A 26017-nucleotide genomic window follows, 5' to 3' on the forward strand; every position below is an offset into this window, starting at 1 on the left:
CGTGGCGGGGTTTTTCAGCCGGCGGTGACGATGCCCATGCCGGTCAGCCACTCGGGAATGATCCGGTAATAGCGCACCTGCATGGGATGCGTCTCGATCGCGCGCGCGGCGGCCGCGGCGGCGACCCAGGCCCGGATCTCGTGTCCGCCGAAGCCGCCCTGGCGGTCGATCTCGGCGTCGTCGATGGCATCCAGGGCATCGGTGTCGTAGGCGCACAGCTTGGCCATGAAGGCCTCGTCCCAGGCGCGGTCGGGCGGCATGCACGGTCCCTTGCCGGCGACCAGATCGCGGCCGGCCCGGATCACGCGGGCCTCGCGCGCGGCCAGTTCCTCGGCCGTGGGGGTATGCCGCTTCACGAGCCGTTGCGCGATGTCGTGCGGCACCTGGCGCAGGCGCGGCGTGGGAGGATCGTGCGACAGGCCGCCCGAGCCGATGAAGGTCACGCGCAGGCCGCGCGTGGCCAGGAAGCGGCCCACGGCCTCGCCGAACAGGCGCGACCGGCGCATGGACGGGCGCGGGTCGGCGGCGCAGTTCAGGAAGATGGGCAGGACGTCGTAGCGCGCCAGCGCGCCGGTCAACTGGGTCAGCGAGATGGCGTTGCCGTGGTCCACGCACATGTCGTAGGAAATGGCGGTGTCCAGGTCCTGGCGATGCAGTGCGCGGGCGCATTCCAGCGCCAGGTCGGTAGGCACGCGCAGCGGACCGCCGGGCAGCCCCCAGTCACGCGTGCCGTGCGCCGCCAGCCCCAGGCAGAACGCGGGCATCAGGTCGTAGAAGAAACCGTTGAAATGGTCGGGGCCGAAGCTGACCACGAGGTCCGGCGCGAAGGCATGGACTTCGCGCGAGATTTTTTCCATCTGGTCGAAGAATGCGCGCTGGCCCTCGGGGTCGGACGCCTCGATGTCCGCCAGCATGAGCGGACTGTGCGAGCAGCAGATCAGTTGCGCGGGCATGGACGGGCTCCTAGATGTGGACGGGATCGAGCGTGCTGGCCGCGAACAGTTCGTCCACGCCCAGTTGCCGGACGGCCAGCCCCTGTTCGTACGAATAGCGCGTCATCGCTTCCAGCGTCTTGCGGTTGGCGTCCACGCCGTAGGGCCAGAAGTCCCGGCCCATGACGGCCTCGGTCGACTCCAGCTCGGCGGTCACCCACGGCAGCCCGATCTTCAGCGCCGTGACTTCGCGCAGGTCGCGCTCGGCGATTTCCTTGGCCTGGGCGAACGCCTTGTACAGGCTGGAAGGCAGCCACGGATGTGCCTGGGCGAGATCCTGGCGCACGCCCAGCGCATGCATGATGGGAAACAGGCCGGTGCGGGCGTAGTACGCCTGCTCGACCGCGCGGTAATCGGGATACAGGCGCCGGACCTTGGGATGGCCGTCGATCAGGCACGAGGGCGCGCGGGCGGAGATGACCGCGTCCAGCTCCCCGTTCGCCAGCAGGCTGGACAGCGAGCGGCCCTCGGGCGCGCTCGACAGCGGGAAGCCGGGCGGGAGGTTGAGCGGAAACTTGTCCTTGCGGCCATACTGTTCCAGGCCGCCCTGGACCCAGTCGATGTCGGCGGCCTCGATGCCGTACTCGTCCTTCAGGAAGCCGCGCACCCACAGCACGGCGGACATCTGGTACTCGGGCAGGCCGATGCGCTTGCCGCGCAGGTCGGCCGCGCTGGCGATGCCGCGGTCGTTGCGGATGTAGATGGCGGAGTGGCGGAAGGTGCGCGACAGAAAGACGGGCAGGGCGACGTAGGGCGCGATGCCGCGCGACAGCGCGATCAGGAAGGGGCTGAAGCCGATCTCGGCGACGTCGAATTCCCCGTGGAAATAGGCGCGGTGGAAACACTCTTCCACCGGCATGGGAAGGTAGTTGACCTCGCAGCCTTCGACGGTGACTCGGCCGTCCAGTAGCGGACGGACCCGGTCATAGTCCCAGGTGGCGATGGTGATGGGTAAGCGGGCCATGATGCTCCTGCGGTTCGATCATCGGCGCCCATTCTAGACCTCAAAAAATCAAAAGTATAGATTTTTGAGTTTTAGAGGTTTAGCATCGAGTCTGCGCATGCCGGAACCATCCATTCGAAGACACGGGCGTGCGTATACGAGGAGACTTCCATGCACCGATCCATCGCGCGTTGCGCGCTTGCCGCCGTGTTCGTCTGCGCGTCCGCGGCGGCCCAGAAACCTTCCTATCCCGACCGGCCCGTGCGGGTGGTCGTGCCCTATGGACCCGGCACGGCGCCCGACCTGATCGCGCGCGTCGTGAGCGAACAACTGTCGCGCCAGACCGGCCAGTCCTTCGTGGTCGAGAACAAGCTGGGCGCCGGCGGCAAGATAGGCACCGAGGCCGTGGCCGACGCCAAGGCCGACGGCTATACGCTGCTGCTGGGCGGCAAGGACACGCACGGCATCCTGACCCATCTCTATCCCGATTGGCGCATCAAGCCGGAGAAGGACTTCGCGCCCGTCGCGCTGCTGGCCCGTATCCAGAACGTGCTGCTGGCCAGCCCCAAGCTGCCGGCCTCGAATCCGCAGGAGTTCCTGGCCCTGGCCAGGCAGAAGGAGCTGCGCTACGGCACGCCCGGCGTCGGCACCAACCTGCATCTGGCCGCCGCCTATCTGCAAAGCAACTATGGGCTGAAGCTGCTGCACATTCCGTACAGCCGCAGTTTCGCCGAGGCCTTGCCGGCGCTGGCGCGCGGCGAGCTGGACCTGGTGGTGGCCGGCCTGCCGCCGGCCATGCCGCTGCTCAAGGACGGCCGCATCAAGGCCATCGCCGTGACAGGCACCCAGCGTTCGCGCTTCGCGCCGGACATCCCCACCTTCGCCGAATCCGGCGTGTCGGGCCTGGAGTCGGGCGGCTGGTTCGCGCTGTTCGCCCCCAAGGGCACGCCCCAGGCCGCCGTGGATGCATTGTCGAAAATGGTGGCGACCGCGCTGCGCGAGCCCGCCGTGACGGAGAAACTGTCCGGCGTCTACGCCGACCCGGCCCCCTCGTCACCCGCCGAACTGGCCAAGCTGGTCGCCGACGAAACGCAGCGCTGGGGCAAGGTCGTGGCCGAAACCGGCATAAAACTCGAGTAGGGGGAGGCCCACCCCCTACGCCCTTCGGGCGCCCCGGAAGGAAAGCCCACCCCACGCGGCCTATGGCCGCGCCCCTCAAGGGGCGGCGCTGGCGGACCGGCAAAGCCGGATCCGCGGCGCCCAGGATCAAAGCAAGCATGCGGTGCTCCGCACCGAGAATGACGACACAGACCACGACACGGTGGATCCGGCTCCGCCGGTCCACCGCCGTCGGCCCCCTGGGGGGCGCGCGTGAGCGCGTAGGGGGGGGCTAAAACAATACCGTCGACAGCTTCCGGCGGTACTGCGAGACCAGCTCGGGCTGGGCCGAGGCCATGTCGAAGACGGCGATCAGGGTCTTGCGGCCGATCTCTTCCTGGAAAGCGCGGTCGCGGCGGACGATCTCCAGCAGTTCGTCCATCGCGCCGGCCCAGGCGCGGCGCGCGATGCGCTTGTTGGCCAGGTCCAGGCGCGCCTGCAGGTCGGCGGGGTTCTGTTCGATGCGGGCCAGCAGTTCGGTTTCCTCGGGCGAGTCCTGCGCCTGCTCGACCGCGTTCAGCGCGGTCTCCAGGTTGGCGTAGTGGGGATCGGCCTTGGCCTGCGGGGTCAGCAGCGCGAACTGCGCCTTGGCGTCCTCGGGGCGGCCGGTGGTCAGCAAGAGCTCGACGTAGTCCATGCGCGCCGGGTCATAGGCCGCGTCCAGGACCAGCGCCGCGCGCAGGTGCTTTTCGGCGGTGGGGACGTCTCCGGCCTGCATGGCGGCCATGGCCTGCTGGTGTTCCTGCTCGTGGGGCAGCGGCAGCAGGCGGTCGATGAAGGCGCGGACCTGGCCTTCCGGCAGCGCGCCGTTGAACTGGTCGACCGGGCGTCCGTCCAGAATGGCGACCACCAGGGGAATGCTGCGCGCCTGGAAGTGAGCGGCCAATTGCTGGTTTTCGTCGACGTTGACCTTGACCAGCTTGAAGGCGCCGCCATAGTCGCGCTCCAGCTTTTCGAGAATGGGAGTGAGCGAACGGCAGGGGCCGCACCAGGGGGCCCAGAAATCGACCAAAACCGGCTTTTCGCGCGAGGCCTGCAAGACCTCGGCTTCGAAATTGGCTAGCGTGACATCCATACCGGAATCCTATGGCTATGAAGCAGTAAACAAACAGAGATTGTGCTTCATTTTTCCCGAGGATGGGCCGGGTCCCCGGTTGCGGCCGCATCGTGCGCGAAGGCCCGCAGGTAGGCCGTCAGGCGCCGTACGCCGGGCGTGGCGAGCTTGCGCGTGTGGGAGATCAGGTAGAACGACCGGTCGAGCCGGGGCAGTCCCGTGGGCAGCTCGATCAGTTCGCCGGTCGCCAGCATGTCGCTGACCACCCAGCGCGACAGGCAGGTGATGCCCAGTCCGCCTGCGGCGGCGCGCTTGATCGCTTCGGAGTTGCCGAACTCGATGCCCGACTTCATGTGGTGCAGGTGCGGCGTCAGCGCCTCGCGTATGGTCTCGCGGGTGCCCGAGCCTTCCTCGCGCAGCAGCCAGGTGGCGGCGCGCAACTGGGCGGTGGAGACCCGTCCGCCCGGCGGCGGCACGATGGGGTCGCGCGCCCCGGCCACGATCACGAGTTCGTCGGTCAGCCAGGGTTCCACGGTCAGCTCGGGCTGTTCGCACGGCCCCTCGACCAGGGCCAGGTCCAGCTCGAAGTTCACCACCTGGAGGGCGATGGCCAGCGTGTTGGCGATGGCAACGTGGGCGGTCCATTGCGGCTGGCCGCTGTCGGCCAGGTCGCGCTGGAAGCCCGCCAGCAGGGTGGGCAGCACGTAGTTGCCGATGGTGGTGCTGGCGCCGATGCGCAGCACGCCCACGTGGCCCTGGCCGTCGCGGGCCCAGCGCTCGATCGCGGTGGCGCGGTCCAGCAGCTCGCGCGCCTGCGGCAGCAGTTCGCGGCCATTGTCGTTGAGCACCAGGCGCTTGCCGACCCGGTCGAACAGGGCCATGTCCAGGGCCCGCTCCAGGTCGTTCAGCGCCGCGCTGGTGGCGGACTGGGACAGCGCCACGGCCGCGGCCGCGGCGCTGGTGCTGCCGGTGTCGGCGACGGCGGCGAATATCTGCAATTGGCGCAGGGTCAGGCGCAGGGCTTCCATATAACTCGAATTACCGGTTTTCCAGTTTGAATATACAAAAATAAACCGTTTTGACGGATCGAAGGGCTTGCTTAGAGTGGAGGGCATTCATTCCAGAAGTTATTAGCTTATGCCGAATTCGTCTGCTACCCACGTCGCCGCCGCCGGCCATCCCCCCCGGGGCAAGGCCGGATTCTTCAGGCAGGCGGCCCCCGGTCTCCTGCTGGCCTCGGCCATCGGGGTCGCCGCGATGGGGCTGGCGGGCTGGGATTTCTTCGCCAGCCGGGGGTTCAGCGCGCTGACGCTGGCCATCGTGCTGGGCATGCTGGTGGGCAACACCGTCTATCCACGCATTGCCGCGCCCAGCGCGGTGGGAGTGGGAGTGGCCAAGCAGACTCTGCTGCGCGCGGGCGTCATCCTGTATGGCCTGCGCCTGACCTGGCAGGACATAGGCGGCGTCGGCGCCGCGGGCGTGGCCATCGACGCGGTCATGCTGCTGTCGACCTTCGGCCTGGCCTGGCTGGTGGGCACGCGGGTGTTCAAGCTCGACCGGACCTCGGCCTGGCTGATCGGGGCCGGCGGCTCCATCTGCGGCGCGGCCGCGGTCATGGCGACCGCGCCGGTGCTGCGCGCCAAGGCCGACCAGGTCGCGGTGGCGGTCGCGACCGTGGTGGTGTTCGGCACGGTGTCGATGTTCCTCTATCCCTTCCTGTACGAGCTGAACCAGCAGTGGGGCCTGATCCCCGGCGGCACGCACGGCTTCGGCGTCTACGTCGGCTCCACGGTGCACGAGGTGGCCCAGGTCATCGCCGCGGCCCGGGCAGTGGGAACCGAGGCGGCCGACACCGCGGTCATCGCCAAGATGGTACGCGTCATGATGCTGGCCCCGTTCCTGCTGGCGCTGTCCGCCTGGCTGGCCTGGGAATGCGCGCGCGGCAAGGCCGAAGGCAAGGGCGAGGGCAGCGGCCTGTGCATCCCCTGGTTCGCCGTGGGCTTCATCGCCATGGTCGTGTTCAATTCGCTGGTGGCCATTCCCGACTGGCTGATGTCGGCCGCGATCGACTTCGACACTCTGTTGCTGGCCATCGCGATGGCCGCGCTGGGGCTGACCACCCACGTCGGCGCCATTCGCCGCGCCGGGCTGCGTCCGCTGCTGCTGGCCGGACTGCTGTTCGTCTGGCTGGTGGGGGGCGGGGCGCTGGTCAACGCGCTGATCGGCTAGGGCGCCGTTGCGCAAGCGCCCAAGGGACGGGTATCCCGCTGCGGCGATGCCGGCGCGGGTTAAAATCGCGCTTTTCGACGCTCGCCCGCTGCCCCGGCACGCCGGGTGCCCGCAAGGTCCCACATGTCCAGTTCCCCTTCTTCCTCTTCTTCCCAGGCGGTGCAGATCGGCATCGTCATGGGGTCTTCCAGCGATTGGGAGATCATGAAGCATGCCGTCGTCGTGCTCGACGAGTTCGGCGTGGCGCATGAAACCCGCGTGGTCTCGGCCCACCGCATGCCGCTCGACATGGTCGAGTACGGTGCCGAGGCCACCCGCCGGGGCCTGCGCGCCATCATCGCGGGCGCCGGCGGCGCGGCCCACCTGCCGGGCATGCTGGCGGCGCTGACGCCGGTACCGGTGTTCGGCGTGCCGGTGCCGTCCAAGTACCTGCGCGGCGAGGATTCCCTGCTTTCCATCGTGCAGATGCCCAAGGGCGTGCCGGTCGCCACTTTCGCCATCGGCGAAGCCGGGGCCGCCAACGCGGCGCTGCACGCGGTGGCCAACCTGGCCTGTACCGATCCGGCGCTGCGCAAGAAGCTCGAGGCCTTCCGCGCCCGCCAGACCGAGGCTGCCCGCGCGATGGCGCTGCCGCCGGGGGGCCAGGCATGAGCGACGGCAAGCAGGCGCGCGTGGTGCAGCCCGGCGGCTGGCTGGGGCTGCTGGGCGGCGGCCAGCTGGGCCGGATGTTCTGCCATGCCGCGCAAAGCATGGGATATCGCGTGGCGGTGCTGGACCCGATCGCCGATTGTCCCGCCGGCGCGGTGGCCGACCTGCACATCCGTGCCGGCTACGACGACGAGGCCGGCCTGGCGCAACTGGCCGAGCGCTGCTCCGCCGTCACCACCGAATTCGAGAACGTGCCGGCCGCCAGCCTGGAGCAACTGGCCCTGCGCTGCCAGGTCAGCCCGGCCGCGGGGGCGGTGGCCATCGCCCAGGACCGCATCGCCGAGAAGGGCTACATCGCCTCGATAGGCGTGCCCGTGGCGCCCTATGCCGAGATCCGCTCCGAGGCCGACATCGACGCGGCTTCCGCCTCGCTGTATCCCGGCATCCTGAAGGCCGCGCGGCTGGGCTACGACGGCAAGGGCCAGGCCCGGGTCGAATCGGCCGAACAGGCCCGCGCCGCGTTCGCCTCGTTCGGCAGCGTGCCGTGCGTGCTCGAGGCCAGGCTGCCGCTGGAGTTCGAAGTTTCCGTCGTGGTCGCGCGCGGCTTCGATGGCGAAGTGGTGACCTATCCCGTTTCCGAAAACGTGCACCGCGACGGCATCCTGGCGATCTCGACCGTGCCGTCGCCGCGCGCCTCCGAGGACATCGTGCGCCGTGCCCGCGCGGCGGCCTTGCAGGTCGCGGCCGGGCTGGAATATTGCGGCGTGCTGTGCGTGGAGTTTTTCGTGCTGCCGGGCGAGCGCCTGATCGTCAACGAGATCGCGCCGCGGCCGCACAACAGCGGCCACTACAGCATCGACGCCTGCGTCACCAGCCAGTTCGAGCAGCAGGTACGGGTGCTGGCGGGCCAGCCGCTGGGGTCCTCCGATCCGCTGGCCGCATCGGTCATGCTCAACATCCTGGGCGACATCTGGTTCCAGGCGGGCGAACAGGCCGCCGAGCCGGCCTGGGGCCGCGCCCTGCAGGCGCCCACCGCCAAGCTGCACCTGTACGGCAAGACGGAGGCGCGCCGTGGCCGCAAGATGGGCCACGTGACCTGCCTGGGCGCCGACCGGGTCCAGGCCGAGCGCAGTGCCGCGCAGGTGGCGACGGCGCTGGGCATCTCCTATCCGTGATCGAATGAGCGCGCGCATCCTGCCGCCCACGCCCGACGCCATCGCACAGGCGGTGGCGCTGCTGCGGGCCGGGCAACTGGTGGGCATGCCCACCGAGACGGTCTACGGCCTGGCCGCCGACGCCTCCGACGCCGAGGCGGTCGCGCGCATCTTCGCCGCGAAAGGCCGGCCCAACGATCATCCCGTCATCGTGCACGTTGCCGCCGGCGCCGACCTGTCGCGCTGGGCCGCGAGCATGCCGGACGCCGCCCGCCGGCTGATGGACGCGTTCTGGCCCGGACCGCTGACGCTGATCCTGCCGCGCGCCGCCGGCGTGCTGGATGCCGTCACCGGCGGGCAGGACACGGTGGGACTGCGCTGCCCCTCGCATCCTGCCGCCCAGGCCCTGCTGGCAGCGTTCGGCGGCGGCCTGGCCGCGCCGTCGGCCAACCGCTTCGGCCGGGTCAGTCCGACCACGGCTGCCCACGTGGCCGACGAATTCGGCGATGCGGTGCCGCTGGTGCTCGATGGCGGGCCCTGCGAGGTCGGCATCGAATCCACCATCGTCGACGTATCCACGCCGGTTCCCATCCTGCTGCGGCCGGGCCATGTCTCGGCGCTGGCGCTGTCCGAGGCGCTGGGCGGCGCCGTGCTGACCCGCGCCCAGGTGGACGCGCAGCGGTCGGTGCCGCGCGTGTCGGGATCGCTGTCGGCGCACTATGCGCCGCGCACGCCGCTCAGGCTGGTGGACGCCGGCCGGCTGGCGGATGAGGTCGCGGCCGAGACGGCGCGCGGCCGCTCGGTGGGGGTATGGTCCCGGCAAAACCCGGGCGGCGCGGCCTGCTGGCTGGAGGCGCCCGCCGATCCGGAGCGCTATGCGCAGGCGTTGTACGCGACCTTGCGCGACCTGGACGGCAAGGGAGTGGATGTCCTGCTGTTCGAACAACCGCCCGCGGCGCCCGCCTGGACGGCGGTGCGCGACCGCCTGGGACGGGCGGCCGTGGGGTCGGGCCAGGCCTGATCTACTGCTTGCGCGCGTAGGCGAACCAGCCCGCCGACTGGCCGCTGTTGGTGGCCATGATCAGCAGCAGCGGCTGCTTGTCCGTTTCCGTCAACCGTATCGCCACGCCCTGCATGCTGGCGCCCGCGTGCTGGCTCAGGCAGTTCGTGGCGCTGCCGAACGAGAAGGTCGTGGTCGCGTAGTTCTTGCCCGACGAGGCCTTGGCCAGCTTGCCATTGATGCTGCACGTGTCCGGTCTGCCGCTGACCTGCGAGTTGGCCGAGAAATCGCCGTTGGACTGGATGGTGAACGTCACGGACGAACTGCTGATGCTGTCGCGGCCGGTCCATGTGCCGGCGTAGTTGGCCAGGTCGAAGGCGTCGTTGTACTGGCTGCTGAAGCTGGACGAGAAGGTCACGTTCTGGCCCAGGTTGCCGTCGAAGCTGGCCGCGCTGGTGACCGTGCCGGTCAGGTTGGCCGTCTCGACCGTGGTGTCGCCGGTGCCGAAGGTCTTGCCCGTGCCGGTGAAGGCCTTGCCGTTCAGGGATCCGGTGCCGCGCGTCATGCGCCGGACCTGGCTGAAGCCCTCGCTCCAGGACATGGCCCACAGTTCGTTGCTGGGCGTGACCAGCATGCTGAGCGACAAGGTGTCGCTGGTGAGGTTGCCGGTCCAGATGCCCTGCGCGTCGCTGTTGCCGCCGCCTCCATCGCCGCCGCCGTTGTCGTCGTCGCCCGAGCCGAAATAGCCGTTGCAGGCGGTCAGGGACAGGGCGCAGAGCAGGGCGAGGACGGTGCGACGATGCATGGAAAGCCTGGCGGGTAAGGGGTTCAGGGAATCTTGCGCGGCCGCTGCGGCGTCAGGTCGAAGCCGCCGGCATGGAACACCAGCGGCATGGCGTCGGTGTGGCGGCAGTGCTCGACTTCGCCGACGAAGATGCAGTGGTCGCCTTCGCGATACCTGCTGCGGTTATAGCATTCGAACCAGGCCGTGCAGCCGTCGATCAGCGGGGCGCCGTGGCGGCCCGGCCGCCAGGTGACGTGCGCGAAGCGCTCGGCCGGATGGCCGCGCGTGGCGAAGCGCCGGGCGACGTCGATCTGGTCGGCCGCCAGCACGTTCACCGCGTAGTGGCCGGCCGCCTCGAGCACCGGCAGGGATCCGGAGGTGAGCGACAGGCTCCACAGCACCAGGGGCGGGGACAGCGACACCGAATTGAATGAGCTGACCGTCAGGCCGACCGGTTGCCCGTCGGCACCCATGGCGGTGACGACCGTCACGCCGGTGGCGAAGCGGCCCAGGGCGGAGCGAAAGGCGGTGGAATCGAAATCCGGAAGAGCTGCGGGCATCCAGGGGGAGCGCTGACGCACCCGGGTGCGGGTCGCGTGGCTGATGTTGCTGTAAACCCTCATTCTATCCGGGCGGCGCGGAGCGTGTCGCGATTTCCCCTGCCAGCAGCTCGAGCGTCAGCGGCGCGCTGCCCTCGGCCTTGTTATTGGCCACGATCCAGGCCGGCTGGCCCGATGCATGCGCGGCCAGTGCGGCCTCGGCCAGCACCCGCCGCGTTTCCGGGTCCTGGACCTGGATCTTGTCGAAGGGCGAGAAACGCGCCTTGGCCGCTTCGTAGCGCTGGCCCGCCAGCAGGCTCCAGCGCACCACCAGCGGACCGGGGCCGGTGGCGGCCACGGCCTGCATCTGGCGCGCCGCCGACGGCATCCGCGCATGGATGGCCACGCAGTAGCGCACGCCGCGCTCGGCCAGCATCTTCATCATGCGGGGCGTGACCGCCTGCGGATCGCGGAACTCCACCGCGTAGAAGGGGCGTTCATGGCCCTGCGAGGCGGGCAGCGGCGGCAGCGCGGCCAGGAAGGCCGACAGGCGGGCCACCCAGCCGGCGGGATCGCCCAGGATCTCGGGCGGCAGCGGCGAGAACTGGAACACCAGCGGGCCCGCCTTCGCGCCCAGCCCTTCCAGGCAAGGCGTGACGAAATGGTCGGTGGCCAGGACCGGATCCAGGAAACTGGGGTTGGGGCCGGCCGGCGCGCCGCGGTCGTCGCGCAGCACGGCATCGGTCACCAGATTGGGCGCCTTGACGACGAAGCGAAAGCCCGCCGGCACCTGGTTTGCGTAATGGGCGTATTGCTCGGCGCTCAAGGGCGCGTAGAAGGTGCGGTCCAGGCTGACGCTGTTGAGCAGAGGGTGCGAGGAGTAGGCGGGCAGGCCCTCGCGCGACAGCAGGGATTCGCTGGCCTTGGCCCCGTAGACGATGCCGTTCCAGCCGGCGAAGGCCCACGACGAGGTGCCCAGATGCAACTGCCCGGGCATCGCCGCGCCCAGCTGCCGCAGCGTATCGGGGTGCTCGGCGGCCGGAACGGTCTTGGTCCGGCTCTTGGCCTTGGCCGGCTGCGGGGCGGGGGCGTCGCCGAAGAACGAACGCTGCGCGCCGTCTTCGCCGTCCACCGGCTCGTCCGGATCGGGAGACGGGTCCTGCGGGATCATGCGGCGGTCACGGCGCCAGGCGCGCGATGCGCCAGCCCCCTTCGGGCAGGGCGCGATAGACCAGGCGGTCGTGCAGGCGGGATGGCCGGCCCTGCCAGAACTCGATGGCATCGGGCACTACGCGGTATCCGCCCCAGTGCGCGGGCCGCGGGGGATGCTCGCCCAGTTCGGCCAGCAACTGGGCTTCGCGCGCGCGCAGCACCTCGCGGTCGGGAATCTCGGTGCTCTGGTCCGACGCCCACGCACCGATGCGCGAAGCCAGCGGCCGGCTGTGGAAATAGGTGTCCGATTCCTGGTCCGAGGTCGGTTCCACGCGGCCCTCGATGCGGATCTGCCGTTCGTGCACAGGCCAGAAGAACAGCAGGCTGGCATAGGGCAGATGGGCCAGGTCCCGCCCCTTGCGCGAACGGTAGTTGGTGTAGAACACGAAGCCGCGTTCGTCGTAGCCCTTGAGCAGCACCGTGCGCGCGGCCGGGCGGCCGCGTTCGTCCACGGTGGCCAGCGCCATGGCGTTGGGGTCGGGCAACTGGTCGGAGACGGCGCGGCCGAACCAGGCCCCGAACAATTCGAACGGCGAGGCGGGTGCATCGGCTTCCAGCAAGGCGCCCTGCTGGTAGTTCTGGCGGATGTCGGCGATGGACATGATCGACGGAAAGAAAGGACTCCAGCCTTCACTATACCGGGTTGCCGCCGCCTTCCCCGGGCGGGGCGGCCAGCCGGTGCGCGAGACGTTCGAGCGCGCGGTCGCGTATCCCGTGGGTGCGCAGCGCCCGAGCGGTGTCCAGCACGTAGTCCACGCAGGCGCCGTAGCGGCCATGGCCCTGGCGGATGGCCGCCAGCAGCTCCGTTTCCTGCAATCCACCGGCATAGCCCGTGCCGCGCCGGTCGATCACGAAGGCCAGCGCGTCGACAGGGCCCTGGGCGGTCTCGCAGCGCAGCCAGCGGGGCAGGTAGGAGCCCATCATCATCTCGCGTTCCCACAAGGCGGCGAAGACGGGCCGGACGTCGGCGGCGGCGATGCGCAGCGCGAAGCCCCGGCAACTGCCGCCGCGGTTCAGGCCGAACACCAGTCCCGGCGCGGACAGCGTGCCGCGATTGATGCGCGACCACAGGCACAGCGAACGATGGTAGCCGCGCACGACCGCCTGGCGCCGTTCCTGCAAGGGGAAGCCGGCATTCCAGATGAGCGAGCCGTAGGCGTACAGCCAGACGTCGTCGCGCGGCCGCCAGGCGCTCAGGGCCGCGTCGATCGAGGCCTGGCGCTGGGCTTCGGTAAGCAGCAGCGGGTGGTATTCGGGGGGAAACGTATCGGGGGACACGCGGCGTTCGGAAAAGCGGCAGATACCTTCATTTTAGGGCCGGCCCGCGCCGGGCCGGAAACGGGGCTGGGGGAAACGATAGGATTTCACTTGCAATCGATAGCATTATAAATGCTATCGATTGCAAGAAGTTCGTATCGATAAAAGGAGAGGGGATGGAACGCAGAAGCTTCATGAAGGCCGCCGCGGGCGCGGCCACCGTCTGGCCGGGTTGGGCGGCGTCGGCCGCTGCGGTGGATCGCCCCGTCCGCCGCGATTTCCTGGTGCGCGGCGGGTACGTCGTTTCCATGGATGCCCGCCTTGGCGACATGCCGATGGCCGACGTCCTGGTCGTGGATGGCCGCATTGCCGAGGTCGGCCGCAATCTGTCCGCGCCGGCGGGCGCAGCGGTCATCGACGGCACCGGCATGATCGTGTCGCCCGGATTCGTGAACGGCCATATCCACCTGGCCCAGACCATGCAGCGCGGCGTGTCCACGGAGCACACCTTCGCGGACTACTACAGCACCCTGGTGCTGAAGTATTCCAATCGCATGGGCCCGGACGACGTGCGGCTGGCGGAGTACGTCGGCGCGCTGGAGCAGATGTCGCTGGGTACCACCACGCTGATGGACTGGAACCGCGAGGCCATGACGCCCGAGCACGCGGAAGCGGCGGTGGACGGCCTGCTGGACTCCGGCGTGCGGGCCATCTTCGCCTATACGATCGCCGCCCGCACGCCGCAGGGCTCGGATGCGCCGCTGCGCCGGATGCTGGACCACGCGCGTGCCCTGCGCGTCGGGCGGCTGTCGTCCGACCACGGGCGCGTGACGCTGGGCGCCTGTCTGCCCGGACCCGACTTCATGCCGCTGGAGCCCGCCTTTGCCGACATGCGCATGCTGCGCGACCTGCAGGTCCTGACTTCCTTCCACTGTGCGGCGCCCATCTATGCGCTGCGCAAGAAGGGCCTGATCGGCACGCTGGCGCAGCAGGGCCTCCTGGACGGCCGGCTGCAACTGGTGCATGCCAACGATCTGGATGCCGACGAGTTCCGGCTGGCGGCCGACCGGGGCGCCTGCCTGGTCAGCACGCCCGAGGCCGAGCTGCATTGCGGCCACGGGCATCCGGCGATCTGGAAGGCCGCGCGCGCCCATGTGCCCGTCAGCCTGGGAACCGATATCCCGTCGGCCTTCGGCGGCGGCATGATGACGCAGATGCGCACCGCGCTGGCCGCCGAGATCGCGCGCCTGAACGCGGAGTCGTTCGCCCGGACAGGCAAGGCGCCGGCCGCCAAGGCCGTCTCGGCGCGCGACATGCTGGATCTTGCGACGGCCGGCGGCGCCAAGGCATTGGGGCTGGGGGACGTGACGGGCTCCATCACCCCGGGCAAGCGGGCCGACCTGCTGCTGATACGCAGCGACAGCGTTGCGACCGCCCCCATGCTGGACCCGGTCGGCACGCTGGTGTTGCAGGCGACGCCCGCCGACATCGATACGGTCATCGTGGACGGCCGCGTGGTGAAGGCGGGCGGCCGCATGCTGGATCCCGGGATCGAGCCGGCGGCACGCGAGTTGCGCCTGCGCGCCCTGCGCATGGTGCAGCGGGCGCAGCAAGCGTAGAAGCGGGCCGCAGGGGCCTTAGTTGGCCTCGCCGCGCCGCGTGGCCACGGGCCGCTTGGGCGAGCGGTTGAAGATGCCGCCCGCCAGCAGGCAGGCGGCCACGGTCCAGAAGGGCAGGCCCAGCCCGGCCAGCGCGCTCAGGCTGCCGAAGGCCAGCGGCAGCACGAACTGGCCGCCGTTGATGGTCGCCATGCGCAGGCCCAGCGCCTCGGCGGCGCGGCCGGGCGGCGCGTGCGCGTGCAGCAGCGCCAGCAGGCTGGGCTGGCCGCTGCCCAGCGCCAGGCCCAGCAGGAAGGCCAGCATGATCAGGATGGGGACGTCGCGGAAGAACGGATACAGCACGTAGACCGCGCTGGCGGTGAACATGGCGGTGCGCAGCAGGGTCCAGGGCGCCAGGCGCCGCTGTATCCACGGCAGCAGCATGCGGATGACGAAGGTGGCCACGGCGAAGGCCGACAGGATGACGCCTATGGTCGTGGCCGACAGGCCGATCGAAGCGCCGAAGATGGGCACCATGAAGGAGTTCAGGTCCCAGGCGCCCGACAGCAGGGCGGTGGCGACCAGCACGCGGCGCAGCGTGGGGCTGGCCAGCAGGTCGCTGACCTGTTCGCGCGAGGCGGGCCGGGTGTTGCCGGCCGCGCGCGGCAGCCGGTGCTGCTGGCGCAGCAGCAGGCCCAGCGCCCCCAGCTGGCACAGCAGCAGCACGCCGAAGGCCCAGCGCACGCCCAGGTGGTCGATGGACAACCCGGCCACCAGCGGGCCGCCGAAGCCCGAGATCGACAGCGACAGGGACAGCCGCGAGAAATTCAGGATGCGCCGGTCGGGTGTGGCATGGATGCCCATGACGTTCTGCACCGCGATCTGGCACACCATGCAGCCTATGCCGGTCAGGCAGCTGGACAGGAACAGCACCTGGGTCCGGGGCACGACGAAGGGCAGCAGGCTGCCCACGATCAGCAGGCCCACGCCTATGCGCAGCGGCCGCCGCGCGCCGATGTGGTCGACCCAGCGGCCGGTGTGGACCGACAGCAGCATGGGCACCAGCGCGAACAGCGCCATCAGCACGCCCACGGTGAAACTGGAGGCGCCCTGCGCCAGCGCGCCCAGCGAGACGGTCACCCGTCCGCCGGTCAGCGCCATGTGGCTCAGGATCGCCAGCGTGCAGAAGACGACGACACCGCGCTCGTCGAGCGGCGCGGCTTGCGGCTCGGGGGCGGGGACGTCCTGGCGCGACGTGGGTGCTGGCAAGGTGGGGAGAAACGGGGAAAAAGGCGCCGTGGTCTCGCGGCGGTTTCTTGTGTCGGGGTCCATTCTACCCCCGGGGCTCGGGAAGAGGGCAGCCCGGCGGGCTGCTAACATCGGAGCCGTCTTCGTTCCGGCCGCCGGCAGGCTGTTTCCATGTCTTCTCGTCTTTCCCACACGGAGTTCCCGGCATGAGCTGCGACCTCGACACCGAACGCCGCTTCGGCGGGCTGGACCGCCTGTACGGGGCGGGCGCCCTGGATGCGCTGCGTGCCGCGCGCGCCACCGTGGTGGGCTTGGGCGGAGTGGGCTCGTGGGCGGCCGAGGCGCTGGCCCGCAGCGGCATCGGCACGCTGACGCTGATCGACCTGGACCACATCGCCGAATCCAACATCAACCGCCAGGTCCACGCGCTGGGCCGCACGCTGGGGCAATCCAAGGTCGAGGCCATGGCCGACCGCATCCGCGACATCTCCCCGCGGTGCGCGCTGAAGCTGGTCGACGATTTCCTCGAACCCGGCAATGCCGCGCGGCTGCTGGCGGACGAGGGCAGCGTGGTGCTGGACTGCACCGACCAGGTGTCGGCCAAGATCGCGATGATCCTGCATGCCCGGCGCAGCGGCGCGCCGCTGGTGGTGTGCGGCGGGGCGGGCGGCAAGACGGACCCGCTGGCGCTGCGCGCGGGCGATCTGTCGGAAGCCGTCAACGACGCGCTGCTGGCCAAGATCCGCAACCAGTTGCGGCGCCAGCACGGTTATCCCAAGGCATCGACCGCCGCGGGCAAGCCGGCGCGCCGGGTGCCGAAGATGAAAGTACGCGCCCTGTGGGTGGACCAGCCCGCCCGGTTGCCGGCGGCCTGGACCGAGGACGTGGACGCACCGGCCGGGGCGCCGCAGGGCCTGTCCTGCGCGGGCTATGGGTCGGCGGTCACGGTGACCGCCGCCATGGGGCTGGCGGCGGCGCATGAGGTGCTGCGGCTGGTGTTTCCGGCGGAGCGCTAGTCCAGGACCACGTCGAACCAGCCGCGCAGGGCGTTGGACAGCCGCAGCCCCTGCGCGCGGCCCAGGTCGGCGCGCGTCACGAGGGCCTCCTCGACCTTTTCCTCGTCCAGCAGCGCCGCGCGCTGCACGCCGGGCAGCAAGCCGCAGGACACCGGCGGCGTGACCCAGCGGCCGTCCAGCAGCAGATAGGCGTTGGTGCGGCTGCCCTCGCACAGCTCGTCGCGTTCGTTCAGGTACAGCAGGTCGAAGTGGTCGGGATGACCGGCCAGCCAGGCCGCCGCGCCCTCGTACCAGGGCCGCCACGTGGTCTTGTGGCGCAGGAGCGCGGTGCCCGAATCCAGGCGCTCGGGGGCCAGCGCCACGCGGGGGCGGGCCGGCAGCGGCGGCAGCGCCGAGGTCTGGACCTCGACGGCGCCGTTGTCAGCGACCAGCACGCGCATCCGGTGCCCGGCGCCTTCGGGCAGCGTGGCGGCCGCCCGGGCGATGGCCCGCTGCACCGCGTCCACCGACCAATGGTAGGCCAGCTCCGAGCACGAGGCGCCCAGCCGCTCCAGGTGCCAGGGCAGCAGCGGCATGCGCCCGTCGTCCTCGACCCGTATGGTTTCGATCAATCGCGGCCGCATGCTCAGGACGCCTTGGCGGCCGCTTCCTGCGGCGCCATGAACTCGGCCAGGACCCGGCCGGTATGCGAGCGCGCGCGCTGCGCCATGACGTGCTCGGGCGTGCCCTGCACGACCACCTGGCCGCCCTCGTTGCCGCCCTCGGGGCCCATGTCCAGCAGCCAGTCGGCCTCGGCGATGACGTCGAGGTTGTGCTCGATCACCACCACCGTGTTGCCGGCGTCCACCAGCCGGTGCAGTACGCGTATCAGCTTTTCCACGTCCGCCATCGACAGACCCACGGTCGGTTCGTCCAGCACGTACAGCGTGTGCGGCGCCTTGTAGGCGCGGCCGGTGCGCATCGTGCCTTCGTCCAGCCTGGCCTTGGCCAGCTCGGTCACCAGCTTGATACGCTGCGCCTCGCCGCCCGACAGCGTGGGCGAGGGCTGGCCCAGCGTCAGGTAGCCCAGTCCCACGCTTTGCAGCAGCTGCAGCGGGTTCAGGATGGACGGATGGGCGGCGAAGTACCCGACGGCATCGTCGATCTCCATCGCCAGCACCTCGCCCACGCTCTTGCCGCGCAGGTGCACGGCCAGGGTCTCGCGGTTGAAGCGGGCGCCGTTGCAGGCGTCGCAGGGCACCTTCACGTCCGGCAGGAAGTTCATCTCGATGGTGCGCATGCCCTGGCCCTCGCAGACCGGGCAGCGGCCCTCGCCGGTGTTGAAGCTGAAGCGCCCGGCGGTCCAGCCGCGCATGCGCGCCTCCATCGTGTCGGCGAACTGCTTGCGGATGGTGTCCCAGAAGCCGACGTAGGTGGCGGGGCAGGAACGCGGCGTCTTGCCGATGGGGGTCTGGTCGACTTCCAGTACGCGGTCGATGCCCTTCCAGCCGTCGATGCCGGCGCAGCCGGTCCAGCCGCCCGGTTCGGTGGCGTCCTTGCCCACGCGGCGCTGCAGGTTGTCCAGCAGCACGTCGCGCGCCAGCGTCGACTTGCCCGAACCCGACACGCCGGTCACGACGGTCAGCCGCCCGACCGGGAAGCTGGCGTCGACGTCGCGCAGGTTGTGCAGGCGCGCCTTGCGCACCGCGATGCGCGGCGTGTCGTCGTTGACCGCGCGCCGGGGCTGGAGCGGGTGCTGCAGGGGATGAGCCAGGTACTTGCCCGTCAGCGACGCGGGGTTGGCGATGATGTCCTGCACCCGGCCCTGGGCGACGACGGTGCCGCCCCGCACGCCGGCGCCCGGGCCGATGTCGATCACGTGGGCGGCGCGCCGGATGGTGTCCTCGTCGTGCTCGACCACCACCAGCGTGTTGCCCTTGCCTTCCAGCCGCGACAGCGCGTTCAGCAGGATGCGGTTGTCGCGCGGGTGCAGGCCGATGGTCGGCTCGTCCAGCACGTAGCAGACGCCCTGCAGGTTGGAGCCCAGCTGCGCGGCCAGGCGGATGCGCTGGGCCTCGCCGCCGGACAGCGTGGGCGCGGCGCGGTCCAGCGCCAGGTAGCCCAGTCCGACTTCCTCCAGGAATTCCAGCCGGCTGCGCAGCTCGGCCAGGATGTCCCGCGCGATGTCGGCCTCGCGGCCCGAGGTTTCCAGGTCGCGGAAGAAGGCGCCGGCATCGCGCACCGCCAGCGACGACAACTGCGCGATGGAGCGGTCGCGCCAGCGCACCGCCAGCGCGTTGCGGTTCAGGCGCTGGCCGTGGCAGTCGCCGCAGGGCTGCGCCTCGCCTTCGTACCAGGCGTTCCAGGCCGTTTCCTCGCCGGTCTGCTCGGCGTCGAAGCCTTGCAGCTTCAGGCCCGTGCCGAAGCAGGACGGGCACCAGCCGTGCTTGGAGTTGTACGAGAACATGCGCGGATCGGGCTCCGGGAAGCTCAGGCCGCACGAGGGGCAGGCGCGCTTGACCGAGAACACGCGTTGTTCCAGGTCGGGCGCCGGCGCCTCGGCGCCGCTGGCCATCGCCGCGCGCAGCTTCTGCAGCGGCCAGGCCACGCTCATCACGCCGTGGCCGTGCTCCAGCGCCTCGTGCACGGCGGCTCGCAGCGCCGCCTCGTTGGCCGGGTCGACGATGAGGTCGGCCACCGGCAGGTCGATGTCGTGTTCCTTGAAACGGTCCAGCCGCGGCCACTTGGCGGTCGGGATGAACGCGCCATCCACCCGCAGGTGGGTGTAGCCCTTGTTCGACGCCCACTTGGCCAGGTCGGTGTAATAACCCTTGCGCGCGCTGACCAGCGGCGCCAGCACGCCGATGTGCTGGCCCTTGAGCTCGCGCATGATGCGGCTGACGATCAGGTCGAAGGTCTGCGGCTCGACCGGGATGTCGCAATTGGGGCAGTACTGGGTGCCCAGCTTCATGTACAAGAGGCGCATGAAGTGGTGGGTCTCGGTCATCGTGGCCACGGTCGACTTGCGGCCGCCGCGGCTGGTGCGCTGCTCGATCGCCACGGTGGGCGGAATGCCGAAGATGGCGTCCACGTCCGGCTTGCCCGCGGGCTGGACGATGGAGCGCGCGTAGGCGTTCAGCGACTCCAGGTAGCGGCGCTGCCCTTCGTTGAACAGGATGTCGAAGGCCAGCGTCGACTTGCCCGAGCCCGATACGCCGGTGATGACCGTGAAGGTGTTGCGCGGGATCTCGACGTCGACGTTCTTCAGGTTGTGCTCGCGCGCGTTCTTGATCTCGATCGCGCGCGCGGCGTGGCGGCGCCGGGACAGCAGGTTCTGCAGCGGCACGCCGTCGGGTTCGTCGTTGCGCGCGACCACATAGGGCTCGAAGCGCTCGGCCACGGTGCTTGCCGGTGCGGCGGCCGCGGCCTGGGCGTCGGCCAGGCTGCCGATCTCGGCTTCGTATTCCCGCAGCGCGCGTCCGGTGTGCGAGGCCGGGTGGTCCATGATGGCCTGCGGCGTGCCGGTGGCCAGGATTTCCCCGCCGGCATCGCCGCCTTCCGGGCCCAGGTCGATCAGCCAGTCCGAGGCCCGGATCACGTCCAGGTTGTGTTCGATCACGACCAGCGTGTGGCCGGCCGCCAGCAGCTTGCGGAAGGCGCCCATCAGGCGCGAGATGTCGTCGAAGTGCAGGCCGGTGGTGGGCTCGTCGAACAGGAACAGGCTGCCCTTCTTCGACAGCTTGGCGCCTATGGTCGAGATGCCCGAGCGCGCCGCCTCGGCCAGGTGGCCGGCCAGCTTCAGGCGCTGCGCCTCGCCGCCTGACAGGGTCGGCACGGGCTGGCCCAGGCGCACGTATTCCAGGCCGACGTCGGCCAGCGGCGCCAGGCCGTACTGGATGTCGCGCTCGCCCTCGAAGAAATCCAGGGCCTCGGTCACGGTCATTTCCAGCACGTCGGAGATCGAGGCCGCCCGACCCTTGCGCTCGATGGTGACTTCGCGGATCTCGGGCCGGAAGCGGGTGCCGTCGCAGTCGGGGCAGCGCAGATACACGTCGGACAGGAACTGCATCTCGACGTGCTCGAAACCGGTGCCGCCGCAGGTCGGGCAGCGGCCGTCGCCCGCATTGAAGCTGAACATGCCGGCGGTGTAGTCGCGTTCCTTGGACAGCCGAGCCTGGGCGAACAGCTTGCGCACGCCGTCGAACGCGCCCACGTAGCTGGCCGGGTTGGAGCGGGCCGTCTTGCCGATGGGGGACTGGTCGACCATGACCACCTCGGCGATCCAGTCATCGCCCAGGATGCGGTCGTGCGCGCCGGCGGCCTCGGTGGGCTTGCCCTTGAGCTTGAGCAGGGCGGGGTAGAGCACGTCCTGGATCAGCGTCGACTTGCCCGATCCCGACACGCCGGTCACGCACACCAGGCGTCCCAGCGGGAACTCCACCGTGACGTTCTTCAGGTTGTGCTCGCGCGCGCCCTCGACGATCAGGCGGGGCGTGTTGGCGTTGACCGGCATGGGGCGCGGCGCGGCGACGTGGCGCCGGCCCGACAGGTAGTCGCCGGTCAGCGTCTGCGCCTTGCGCAATTGCGCCGGCGAGCCGTTGAAGACGATGTGGCCGCCGCGTTCGCCCGGCCCCGGGCCGATGTCGATGACGCGGTCGGCCGCCAGCATGACCTGGGGATCGTGTTCCACCACCACCAGCGAGTTGCCGGCGTCGCGCAGCCGGTGCATGACCTCGACGATGCGGTTCATGTCGCGCGGGTGCAGGCCGATGGACGGCTCGTCCAGCACGAACAGGGTATTGACCAGGGACGTTCCCAGGGCGGTGGTCAGGTTGATCCGCTGCACCTCGCCGCCCGACAGGGTGCGGCTCTGGCGGTCCAGCGTCAGGTAGCCCAGGCCCACGTCGCACAGGAACTTCAGCCGCGCGCGCACTTCCTGCAGCAGCAGCTCGGTGGCGGCATCCATCACGCCCTCGAAGTGCAGGGCGTCGCAGAACGCGCGCACGCGCTCGATGGGCAGCAGCATGAGGTCGTGGATGGACAGGCCGGGCAGGGCCGTCAGGGTGGCGTTGCTCCAGGACACGTTCACCGGCCGGAAGCGGGCGTAGCGGCCGTCCGACTCGGGCAGCACCTGGTCGGCCTCGGCCTTGGTGCCCACCCGCCACAGCAGCGAATCGGGCTTGAGGCGGGCGCCGTTGCAGGCCGTGCACGGCGTGTACGCGCGGTACTTCGACAGCAGCACGCGGATGTGCATCTTGTAGGCCTTGGTCTCCAGCCAGTCGAAGAAGCGCTTCACGCCATACCACTGGTGCTTCCAGGCGTCGTTGCCGCCCTTCCAGTCGGGCGTGCCCTGCAGCACCCACTCGCGCTGGGCGTCGGTCAGCTTGCGCCAGGGCACGTCCAGCGGGATCCCCGCACGGGCCGCGTACTTCACCAGGTCGTCCTGGCATTCCTTGTAGCTGGCCGTCTGCCAGGGCCGCACGGCGCCGCCGCGCAGGGTCTTGCTCTCGTCGGGGATGATCAGGCCGTAGTCCACGCCTATCACCCGGCCGAAACCGCGGCAGGCCTCGCAGGCGCCCAGCGGCGAGTTGAACGAGAACGAGCTGGGCGTGGGGGTGGAGTAGGCGATGTCGCAGTCGGCGCAATGGATTTCGTCGCTGAACTTCCACAGCGCGGTTTCCTTGCCTTCCTCGTCCACCACGCGCACGTCCACCCGCCCGGCACCGAGCCGCAGCCCGGCGTCCAGCGCCTCCATCACGCGTGCCCGCTCGGCGTTGCCGAAGCGGAAGCGGTCCTGCACCACGTCCAGCAACTGCACGGCGTTCTTGCCGCTGCCGACCTTGCGCTTGGCGTGCACCCGCGTGTAGCCCTGGCGTTCCAGGAAGCCGCGGATCTCGTCCTCGCTGTAGTTGGCCGGCACCTGGACCGGGAAGGTCACGACCAGGCGCGGGTCGCCGGCCTCGGCCGAGCGGCGCGCCAGCGAGGCGTGGATGGAGTCGGGCGTGTCTTTCTGCACCGGCCGCGCGCACTGGCGGCAGAACAGCCGGCCGGCCCGCGCGTACAGCAGCTTCAGGTGGTCGTTCAGCTCGGTCATGGTGCCGACCGTGCTGCGCGAGGTGCGCACCGGATTGGTCTGGTCGATCGCGATGGCGGGCGGGATGCCCTCGATGCGGTCGACCTGGGGCTTGTCCATGCGATCCAGGAACTGGCGAGCATACGGCGAGAAGGTCTCGACGTAGCGGCGCTGGCCTTCGGCGTACAGCGTGTCGAAGACCAGCGAACTCTTGCCCGAGCCGGACACGCCGGTCACCACCACGAGCTCGTTGGTGGGGATGGTCAGGCTCAGGTTCTTCAGGTTGTTCTGGCGCGCGCCGACCACCCGGATCTCGGGTTCGGCTGCGGTTTCCTGGGGAGAATCGGGGGAGATGGGGGCGGAGGACATCGTTCGGTTCACGTGCCGGAAGGAGGCCGGCGATCCTTCAATCGTAGCCGTTTAGGAGATGCTGCGAAAATCGCAACGTTTGACAAGATTGCGTAACAGGAAGGTACGGCGATAAAAGGGCGGCCGGGTTACGATATTGCCTATGAGCAAGCGCAAATCCTCCTCTGTCGATCTGTTGGGCGCCGAAGCCGGGGTGTACATCCCCCCGCCCACGCTCGGCGACGTCCCGCCCCCGCCCCGCAGCCTGCGCGTGGCGGTGCTGGTCGCCATCGCGCTTGCCCTGACTGCCGGCACCATCGCCGTCCACACCATTCCCGAAGTCGGCCATACCTGGCGGGTCGTTTCCCATCAGACCGAAAAGGCGCTGGGGCGGGTGCTGGGCAAGGCCGAGCAGAAAACAACGGAAGTCGTCGGCGGCGTCGCCGGAGGCGCTTCCCAGCATTGAGCAGCTTGACGGAAACGCCAGAAAATCCGCTAGAATAGCGGGTTAGCCGGATTCAATGACTGGAGATCGACATGGCGGAAAAGAAACGTACTCGCCGCAACACGCTTGAGCGCCGTTGCCTGGGCAAGGCCTTCAAGCGTCTTTTTGTTGGGGCGCCGAAGGGCATTTTCAAGATGCTCGAGAAAGTTAAGCGGGCGTGATGGTTTAGTTTAGCCCCCCCCTACGCGCTTACGCGCGCCCGGCATGGTGAGCCCCCAGCCGCTACGCGGCAGCCCCCCGAGGGGGCGGGGACCCGCCTTGGGGCGGCCCGGCGCCGGGTCCCCGGGGCGGCACTGGTGGACCGGCGGAGCCGGATCCACTGTGCCCATGGTCTGAAAGCCTCCACTTGTGTGGGGGCTTTTTTTTGTCCCACCCCTTGGGAGGGCGGGATATGGCTCAGGAGGCCGGCGTGACGCAGCGGAAGTTCTTGGCGTCTTCCAGCGAGCCGCTGCCGGTGTAGCGGGCCTGTTGGGGGTAGGGGCACAGCGGGCGGGTGCGGGCGGGCCAGGGGGCGTCGGAGCCGGCGCGGGCGGCGGCCGGGATCGAGGCGGGGGCGACGCCCTTTTCGACCCAGTCCACGATGGCCGTCACCATGTCGAACTTGTCGGTGGCGGGGCCGCCGCTGCAGTGGTTCATGCCGGGGATCGTGAACAGCCGGGCGAAGTCCGCGGCATCGGCGTGGGCGCGGCGCAGGCCCTGGTACCAGGCGATGGTGTCGTTCACCGAGAACACCGGATCGCTGTTGCCGTGGTAGACGATCATCTTGCCGCCCCGGGCCTTCAGGGTACCCAGGTCGGTCGGGTCGGGCGGCGTCATGAAGCTCATCGGCGACTCGGTGTAGACCGGCGTGGTCGCGAAGATCCTGGGCGCGTCGGTGTCGAAGTCGAAGCCGAGCAGGTAGTCGATGACCTGCGTGCCGGTGCCGCGCACCTGGGTGGGCGGCGTGGTGAAGACATAGGGCAGGGAGCCGCCGCCCAGGGTGGCGATCAGCGAGTTGGGGACCTCGGTGGTCGAGGTGCCCAGTTTCCAGAAGCGCCAGCCCATGGTCGCCACGCCGGCGTCGTAGGGCCAGTCGGCGTACAGGGCCTCGCCCTTGCCGTTTTTCGGGCCGCCGAACACCTTCTTCAGCGCATCCACCTGCGGCGCGCTCAGGCAGGTGTCGGCCTTGGCGCCGGGGCAGGCCAGGTCTTCGGGCTTGAAGGCGGCCTTGCAGGCCACGGGGTCGTCGATCATGCCGTCGGCCGCGCCGTCCAGCGCATCGCAGGCGGCCACCGTCCGGTCGGCCACCAGTTGCATGTCCTGGGACGAGAACGCCTGGCTGATGATGGGCCGGTCCCCACCCGTGCGCGGCGCCACGGCGGCGAAGGCCTGGTTGTCCCAGGCGTGCTGCACGGCGGCCTGGGGCAGGTTGAAGCCCGGGTTGCCGGCGACGATGCCATCGAACTGGTCGGCGAAGCGCGAGGCGGCCACCATGGCCTGCCTGCCGCCGTTCGAGCAGCCGACGAAGTAGGAGTGGTCGGCGCCGCGTCCGTAGAAACGCTTGAGGATGGCCTTGGCGGTCGGGGTGACGGTGCCGACCGCGTTGTAGCCGTAGTCCACGCGGGCCTGGGGATCGAGGCCGAACAGCGAGCCGCCGACGATGGGTTCGCTTTCGCTGGTATGGCCGCCGTCGGTGCTGGCGACGGCGAATCCCATGGATAGCGCGTTGGTGGTGGCGCCCGCCCCTGTCAGTGCGCCCAGGGCTGGGTTGACGGCGCCGTCCGTGCCGCCGCCGCCCTGGAAGAAGAAGCGGCCGTTCCAGGCATCGGGCATGCGCAGTTCGAAGCCGATGGCGTAGGCCTTGCCGTCGACGTCGCTGTTGCGCACATTCAGCCGGCCTTGCAGGCGGCAGTGGGCGGGAACCGACTGCGCGGGGTTGCCCGCCGAGGCGGCGGCGACGGTTTCGGGCGCGGCCAGTTCGAGCCGGGGGATCCCCAGCGCGGCCGCCGTGATGTCGGCGCAGGCCAGGCGGGGCGGATCGGACGGTCCCGGAACGGACGGCCCCGCGTCGTCGGAACCGCCGCAGCCGTGCAGCGTCCCCAGGGCGGCGAGTACCCCGCCGGCCAGATAGCGTCTATCCATGCTTGTCTCCTCGTGGGCGGCCGCGCGGGATGTGGGTTGGCTTATTCGGCGGCGCAGCGGATGACGGATTGAATCGTCATTTAGTTAATATAGTTAAATAAAAAAGAATCAGGATCAGGTGTAAACCCTAGATAAATATTTGTCGTCCAGGTATTTATT

General features: G+C 69.8%; 22 protein-coding genes. 9 read left to right on the forward strand and 13 right to left on the reverse strand.

Annotated elements, in window-relative coordinates; translation table 11 throughout:
• Positions 1–14: 14 nt before the first annotated feature.
• Complete coding sequence (locus tag EV675_RS23060; RefSeq protein ID WP_130360398.1) at positions 15–953, reverse strand: 3-carboxyethylcatechol 2,3-dioxygenase; 939 nt, start codon at positions 951–953, stop codon at positions 15–17.
• Positions 954–963: 10 nt separating this feature from the next.
• The gene (locus tag EV675_RS23065; RefSeq protein WP_130360400.1) at positions 964–1956 is read right to left on the reverse strand and encodes an ABC transporter substrate-binding protein; all 993 of its coding nucleotides are present in this window, start codon (positions 1954–1956) and stop codon (positions 964–966) included.
• Positions 1957–2106: 150 nt separating this feature from the next.
• Between EV675_RS23065 and EV675_RS23070 the strand changes: the two genes are divergently transcribed.
• Positions 2107–3075 carry a Bug family tripartite tricarboxylate transporter substrate binding protein gene (locus EV675_RS23070; RefSeq protein WP_130360402.1) on the forward strand — a complete coding sequence of 323 codons (969 nt, stop codon included), beginning with the start codon at positions 2107–2109 and terminating at the stop codon, positions 3073–3075.
• Between the two features lie 250 nt (positions 3076–3325).
• Here the strand turns inward: EV675_RS23070 and trxA are convergent, their stop codons facing one another.
• Together trxA and EV675_RS23080 are read right to left on the reverse strand one after the other, a co-directional pair.
• Positions 3326–4168 (reverse strand): thioredoxin, encoded by an 843-nt coding sequence (gene trxA, locus EV675_RS23075; RefSeq protein ID WP_130360404.1) that lies wholly within the window; start codon positions 4166–4168, stop codon positions 3326–3328.
• Between the two features lie 47 nt (positions 4169–4215).
• Complete coding sequence (locus EV675_RS23080; RefSeq protein ID WP_207222040.1) at positions 4216–5175, reverse strand: LysR family transcriptional regulator; 960 nt, start codon at positions 5173–5175, stop codon at positions 4216–4218.
• Between the two features lie 109 nt (positions 5176–5284).
• Here EV675_RS23080 and EV675_RS23085 point away from each other — a divergent pair, with 109 nt between their 5' ends.
• From EV675_RS23085 to EV675_RS23100, 4 genes are all read left to right on the forward strand, one after another.
• On the forward strand, positions 5285–6376 hold the full coding sequence (locus tag EV675_RS23085; protein ID WP_130360407.1) for a YeiH family protein: 1092 nt from the start codon (positions 5285–5287) through the stop codon (positions 6374–6376).
• Positions 6377–6499: 123 nt separating this feature from the next.
• A complete protein-coding gene (purE, locus tag EV675_RS23090) occupies positions 6500–7027 on the forward strand; it encodes a 5-(carboxyamino)imidazole ribonucleotide mutase (protein ID WP_165404728.1) in 528 nt (175 codons plus the stop codon).
• On the forward strand, positions 7024–8199 hold the full coding sequence (locus EV675_RS23095) for a 5-(carboxyamino)imidazole ribonucleotide synthase (protein ID WP_130360409.1): 1176 nt from the start codon (positions 7024–7026) through the stop codon (positions 8197–8199). The genes purE and EV675_RS23095 overlap by 4 nt, the downstream gene beginning before the upstream one ends.
• 4 nt (positions 8200–8203) lie before the next feature.
• The gene (locus EV675_RS23100) at positions 8204–9199 is read left to right on the forward strand and encodes an L-threonylcarbamoyladenylate synthase (protein ID WP_130360411.1); all 996 of its coding nucleotides are present in this window, start codon (positions 8204–8206) and stop codon (positions 9197–9199) included.
• A 1-nt stretch (position 9200) separates the two neighbouring features.
• On the opposite strand, the gene EV675_RS23105 is transcribed toward EV675_RS23100, so the two are convergent.
• The 5 genes from EV675_RS23105 to EV675_RS23125 form a co-directional block, all read right to left on the reverse strand.
• Positions 9201–9983 carry a hypothetical protein gene (locus EV675_RS23105; RefSeq protein WP_130360413.1) on the reverse strand — a complete coding sequence of 261 codons (783 nt, stop codon included), beginning with the start codon at positions 9981–9983 and terminating at the stop codon, positions 9201–9203.
• A 23-nt stretch (positions 9984–10006) separates the two neighbouring features.
• Complete coding sequence (locus tag EV675_RS23110; RefSeq protein WP_130361904.1) at positions 10007–10522, reverse strand: flavin reductase family protein; 516 nt, start codon at positions 10520–10522, stop codon at positions 10007–10009.
• Between the two features lie 64 nt (positions 10523–10586).
• Positions 10587–11672 carry a DUF72 domain-containing protein gene (locus tag EV675_RS23115; protein ID WP_130360415.1) on the reverse strand — a complete coding sequence of 362 codons (1086 nt, stop codon included), beginning with the start codon at positions 11670–11672 and terminating at the stop codon, positions 10587–10589.
• 7 nt (positions 11673–11679) lie between these two features.
• Positions 11680–12318 carry a pyridoxamine 5'-phosphate oxidase gene (pdxH, locus tag EV675_RS23120; RefSeq protein WP_130361905.1) on the reverse strand — a complete coding sequence of 213 codons (639 nt, stop codon included), beginning with the start codon at positions 12316–12318 and terminating at the stop codon, positions 11680–11682.
• Between the two features lie 28 nt (positions 12319–12346).
• Positions 12347–12991, reverse strand: coding sequence for a gamma-glutamylcyclotransferase (locus EV675_RS23125; RefSeq protein ID WP_242621571.1), 645 nt, complete (start codon positions 12989–12991; stop codon positions 12347–12349).
• A gap of 155 nt (positions 12992–13146) precedes the next feature.
• Between EV675_RS23125 and EV675_RS23130 the strand changes: the two genes are divergently transcribed.
• The gene (locus EV675_RS23130; RefSeq protein WP_130360417.1) at positions 13147–14589 is read left to right on the forward strand and encodes an amidohydrolase family protein; all 1443 of its coding nucleotides are present in this window, start codon (positions 13147–13149) and stop codon (positions 14587–14589) included.
• A gap of 18 nt (positions 14590–14607) precedes the next feature.
• Here the strand turns inward: EV675_RS23130 and EV675_RS23135 are convergent, their stop codons facing one another.
• Complete coding sequence (locus tag EV675_RS23135; RefSeq protein WP_242621572.1) at positions 14608–15837, reverse strand: MFS transporter; 1230 nt, start codon at positions 15835–15837, stop codon at positions 14608–14610.
• Positions 15838–16022: 185 nt separating this feature from the next.
• Here EV675_RS23135 and EV675_RS23140 point away from each other — a divergent pair, with 185 nt between their 5' ends.
• Positions 16023–16832: a tRNA threonylcarbamoyladenosine dehydratase gene (locus tag EV675_RS23140; protein ID WP_130360419.1), complete on the forward strand. Its 810-nt coding sequence runs from the start codon at positions 16023–16025 to the stop codon at positions 16830–16832.
• Here EV675_RS23140 and EV675_RS23145 read toward each other — a convergent pair.
• Together EV675_RS23145 and uvrA are read right to left on the reverse strand one after the other, a co-directional pair.
• Positions 16829–17455 carry an aminotransferase class IV gene (locus EV675_RS23145; RefSeq protein ID WP_130360421.1) on the reverse strand — a complete coding sequence of 209 codons (627 nt, stop codon included), beginning with the start codon at positions 17453–17455 and terminating at the stop codon, positions 16829–16831. The two genes, EV675_RS23140 and EV675_RS23145, sit on opposite strands and share 4 nt — an antisense overlap.
• Positions 17456–17457: 2 nt before the next feature.
• Complete coding sequence (uvrA, locus tag EV675_RS23150; RefSeq protein ID WP_130360423.1) at positions 17458–23253, reverse strand: excinuclease ABC subunit UvrA; 5796 nt, start codon at positions 23251–23253, stop codon at positions 17458–17460.
• 142 nt (positions 23254–23395) lie between these two features.
• Here uvrA and EV675_RS23155 point away from each other — a divergent pair, with 142 nt between their 5' ends.
• Positions 23396–23698 (forward strand): hypothetical protein, encoded by a 303-nt coding sequence (locus tag EV675_RS23155; RefSeq protein ID WP_130360425.1) that lies wholly within the window; start codon positions 23396–23398, stop codon positions 23696–23698.
• Between the two features lie 71 nt (positions 23699–23769).
• Positions 23770–23898, forward strand: a complete 129-nt coding sequence (locus tag EV675_RS30220) for a hypothetical protein (RefSeq protein WP_255465712.1) — start codon at positions 23770–23772, stop codon at positions 23896–23898.
• Between the two features lie 235 nt (positions 23899–24133).
• On the opposite strand, the gene EV675_RS23160 is transcribed toward EV675_RS30220, so the two are convergent.
• Positions 24134–25858, reverse strand: coding sequence for a tannase/feruloyl esterase family alpha/beta hydrolase (locus tag EV675_RS23160; RefSeq protein ID WP_130360427.1), 1725 nt, complete (start codon positions 25856–25858; stop codon positions 24134–24136).
• Positions 25859–26017 lie beyond the last annotated feature (159 nt).

The organism is Pigmentiphaga kullae (genome assembly GCF_004216695.1).
GTDB classification, from domain to species: domain Bacteria; phylum Pseudomonadota; class Gammaproteobacteria; order Burkholderiales; family Burkholderiaceae_B; genus Pigmentiphaga; species Pigmentiphaga kullae.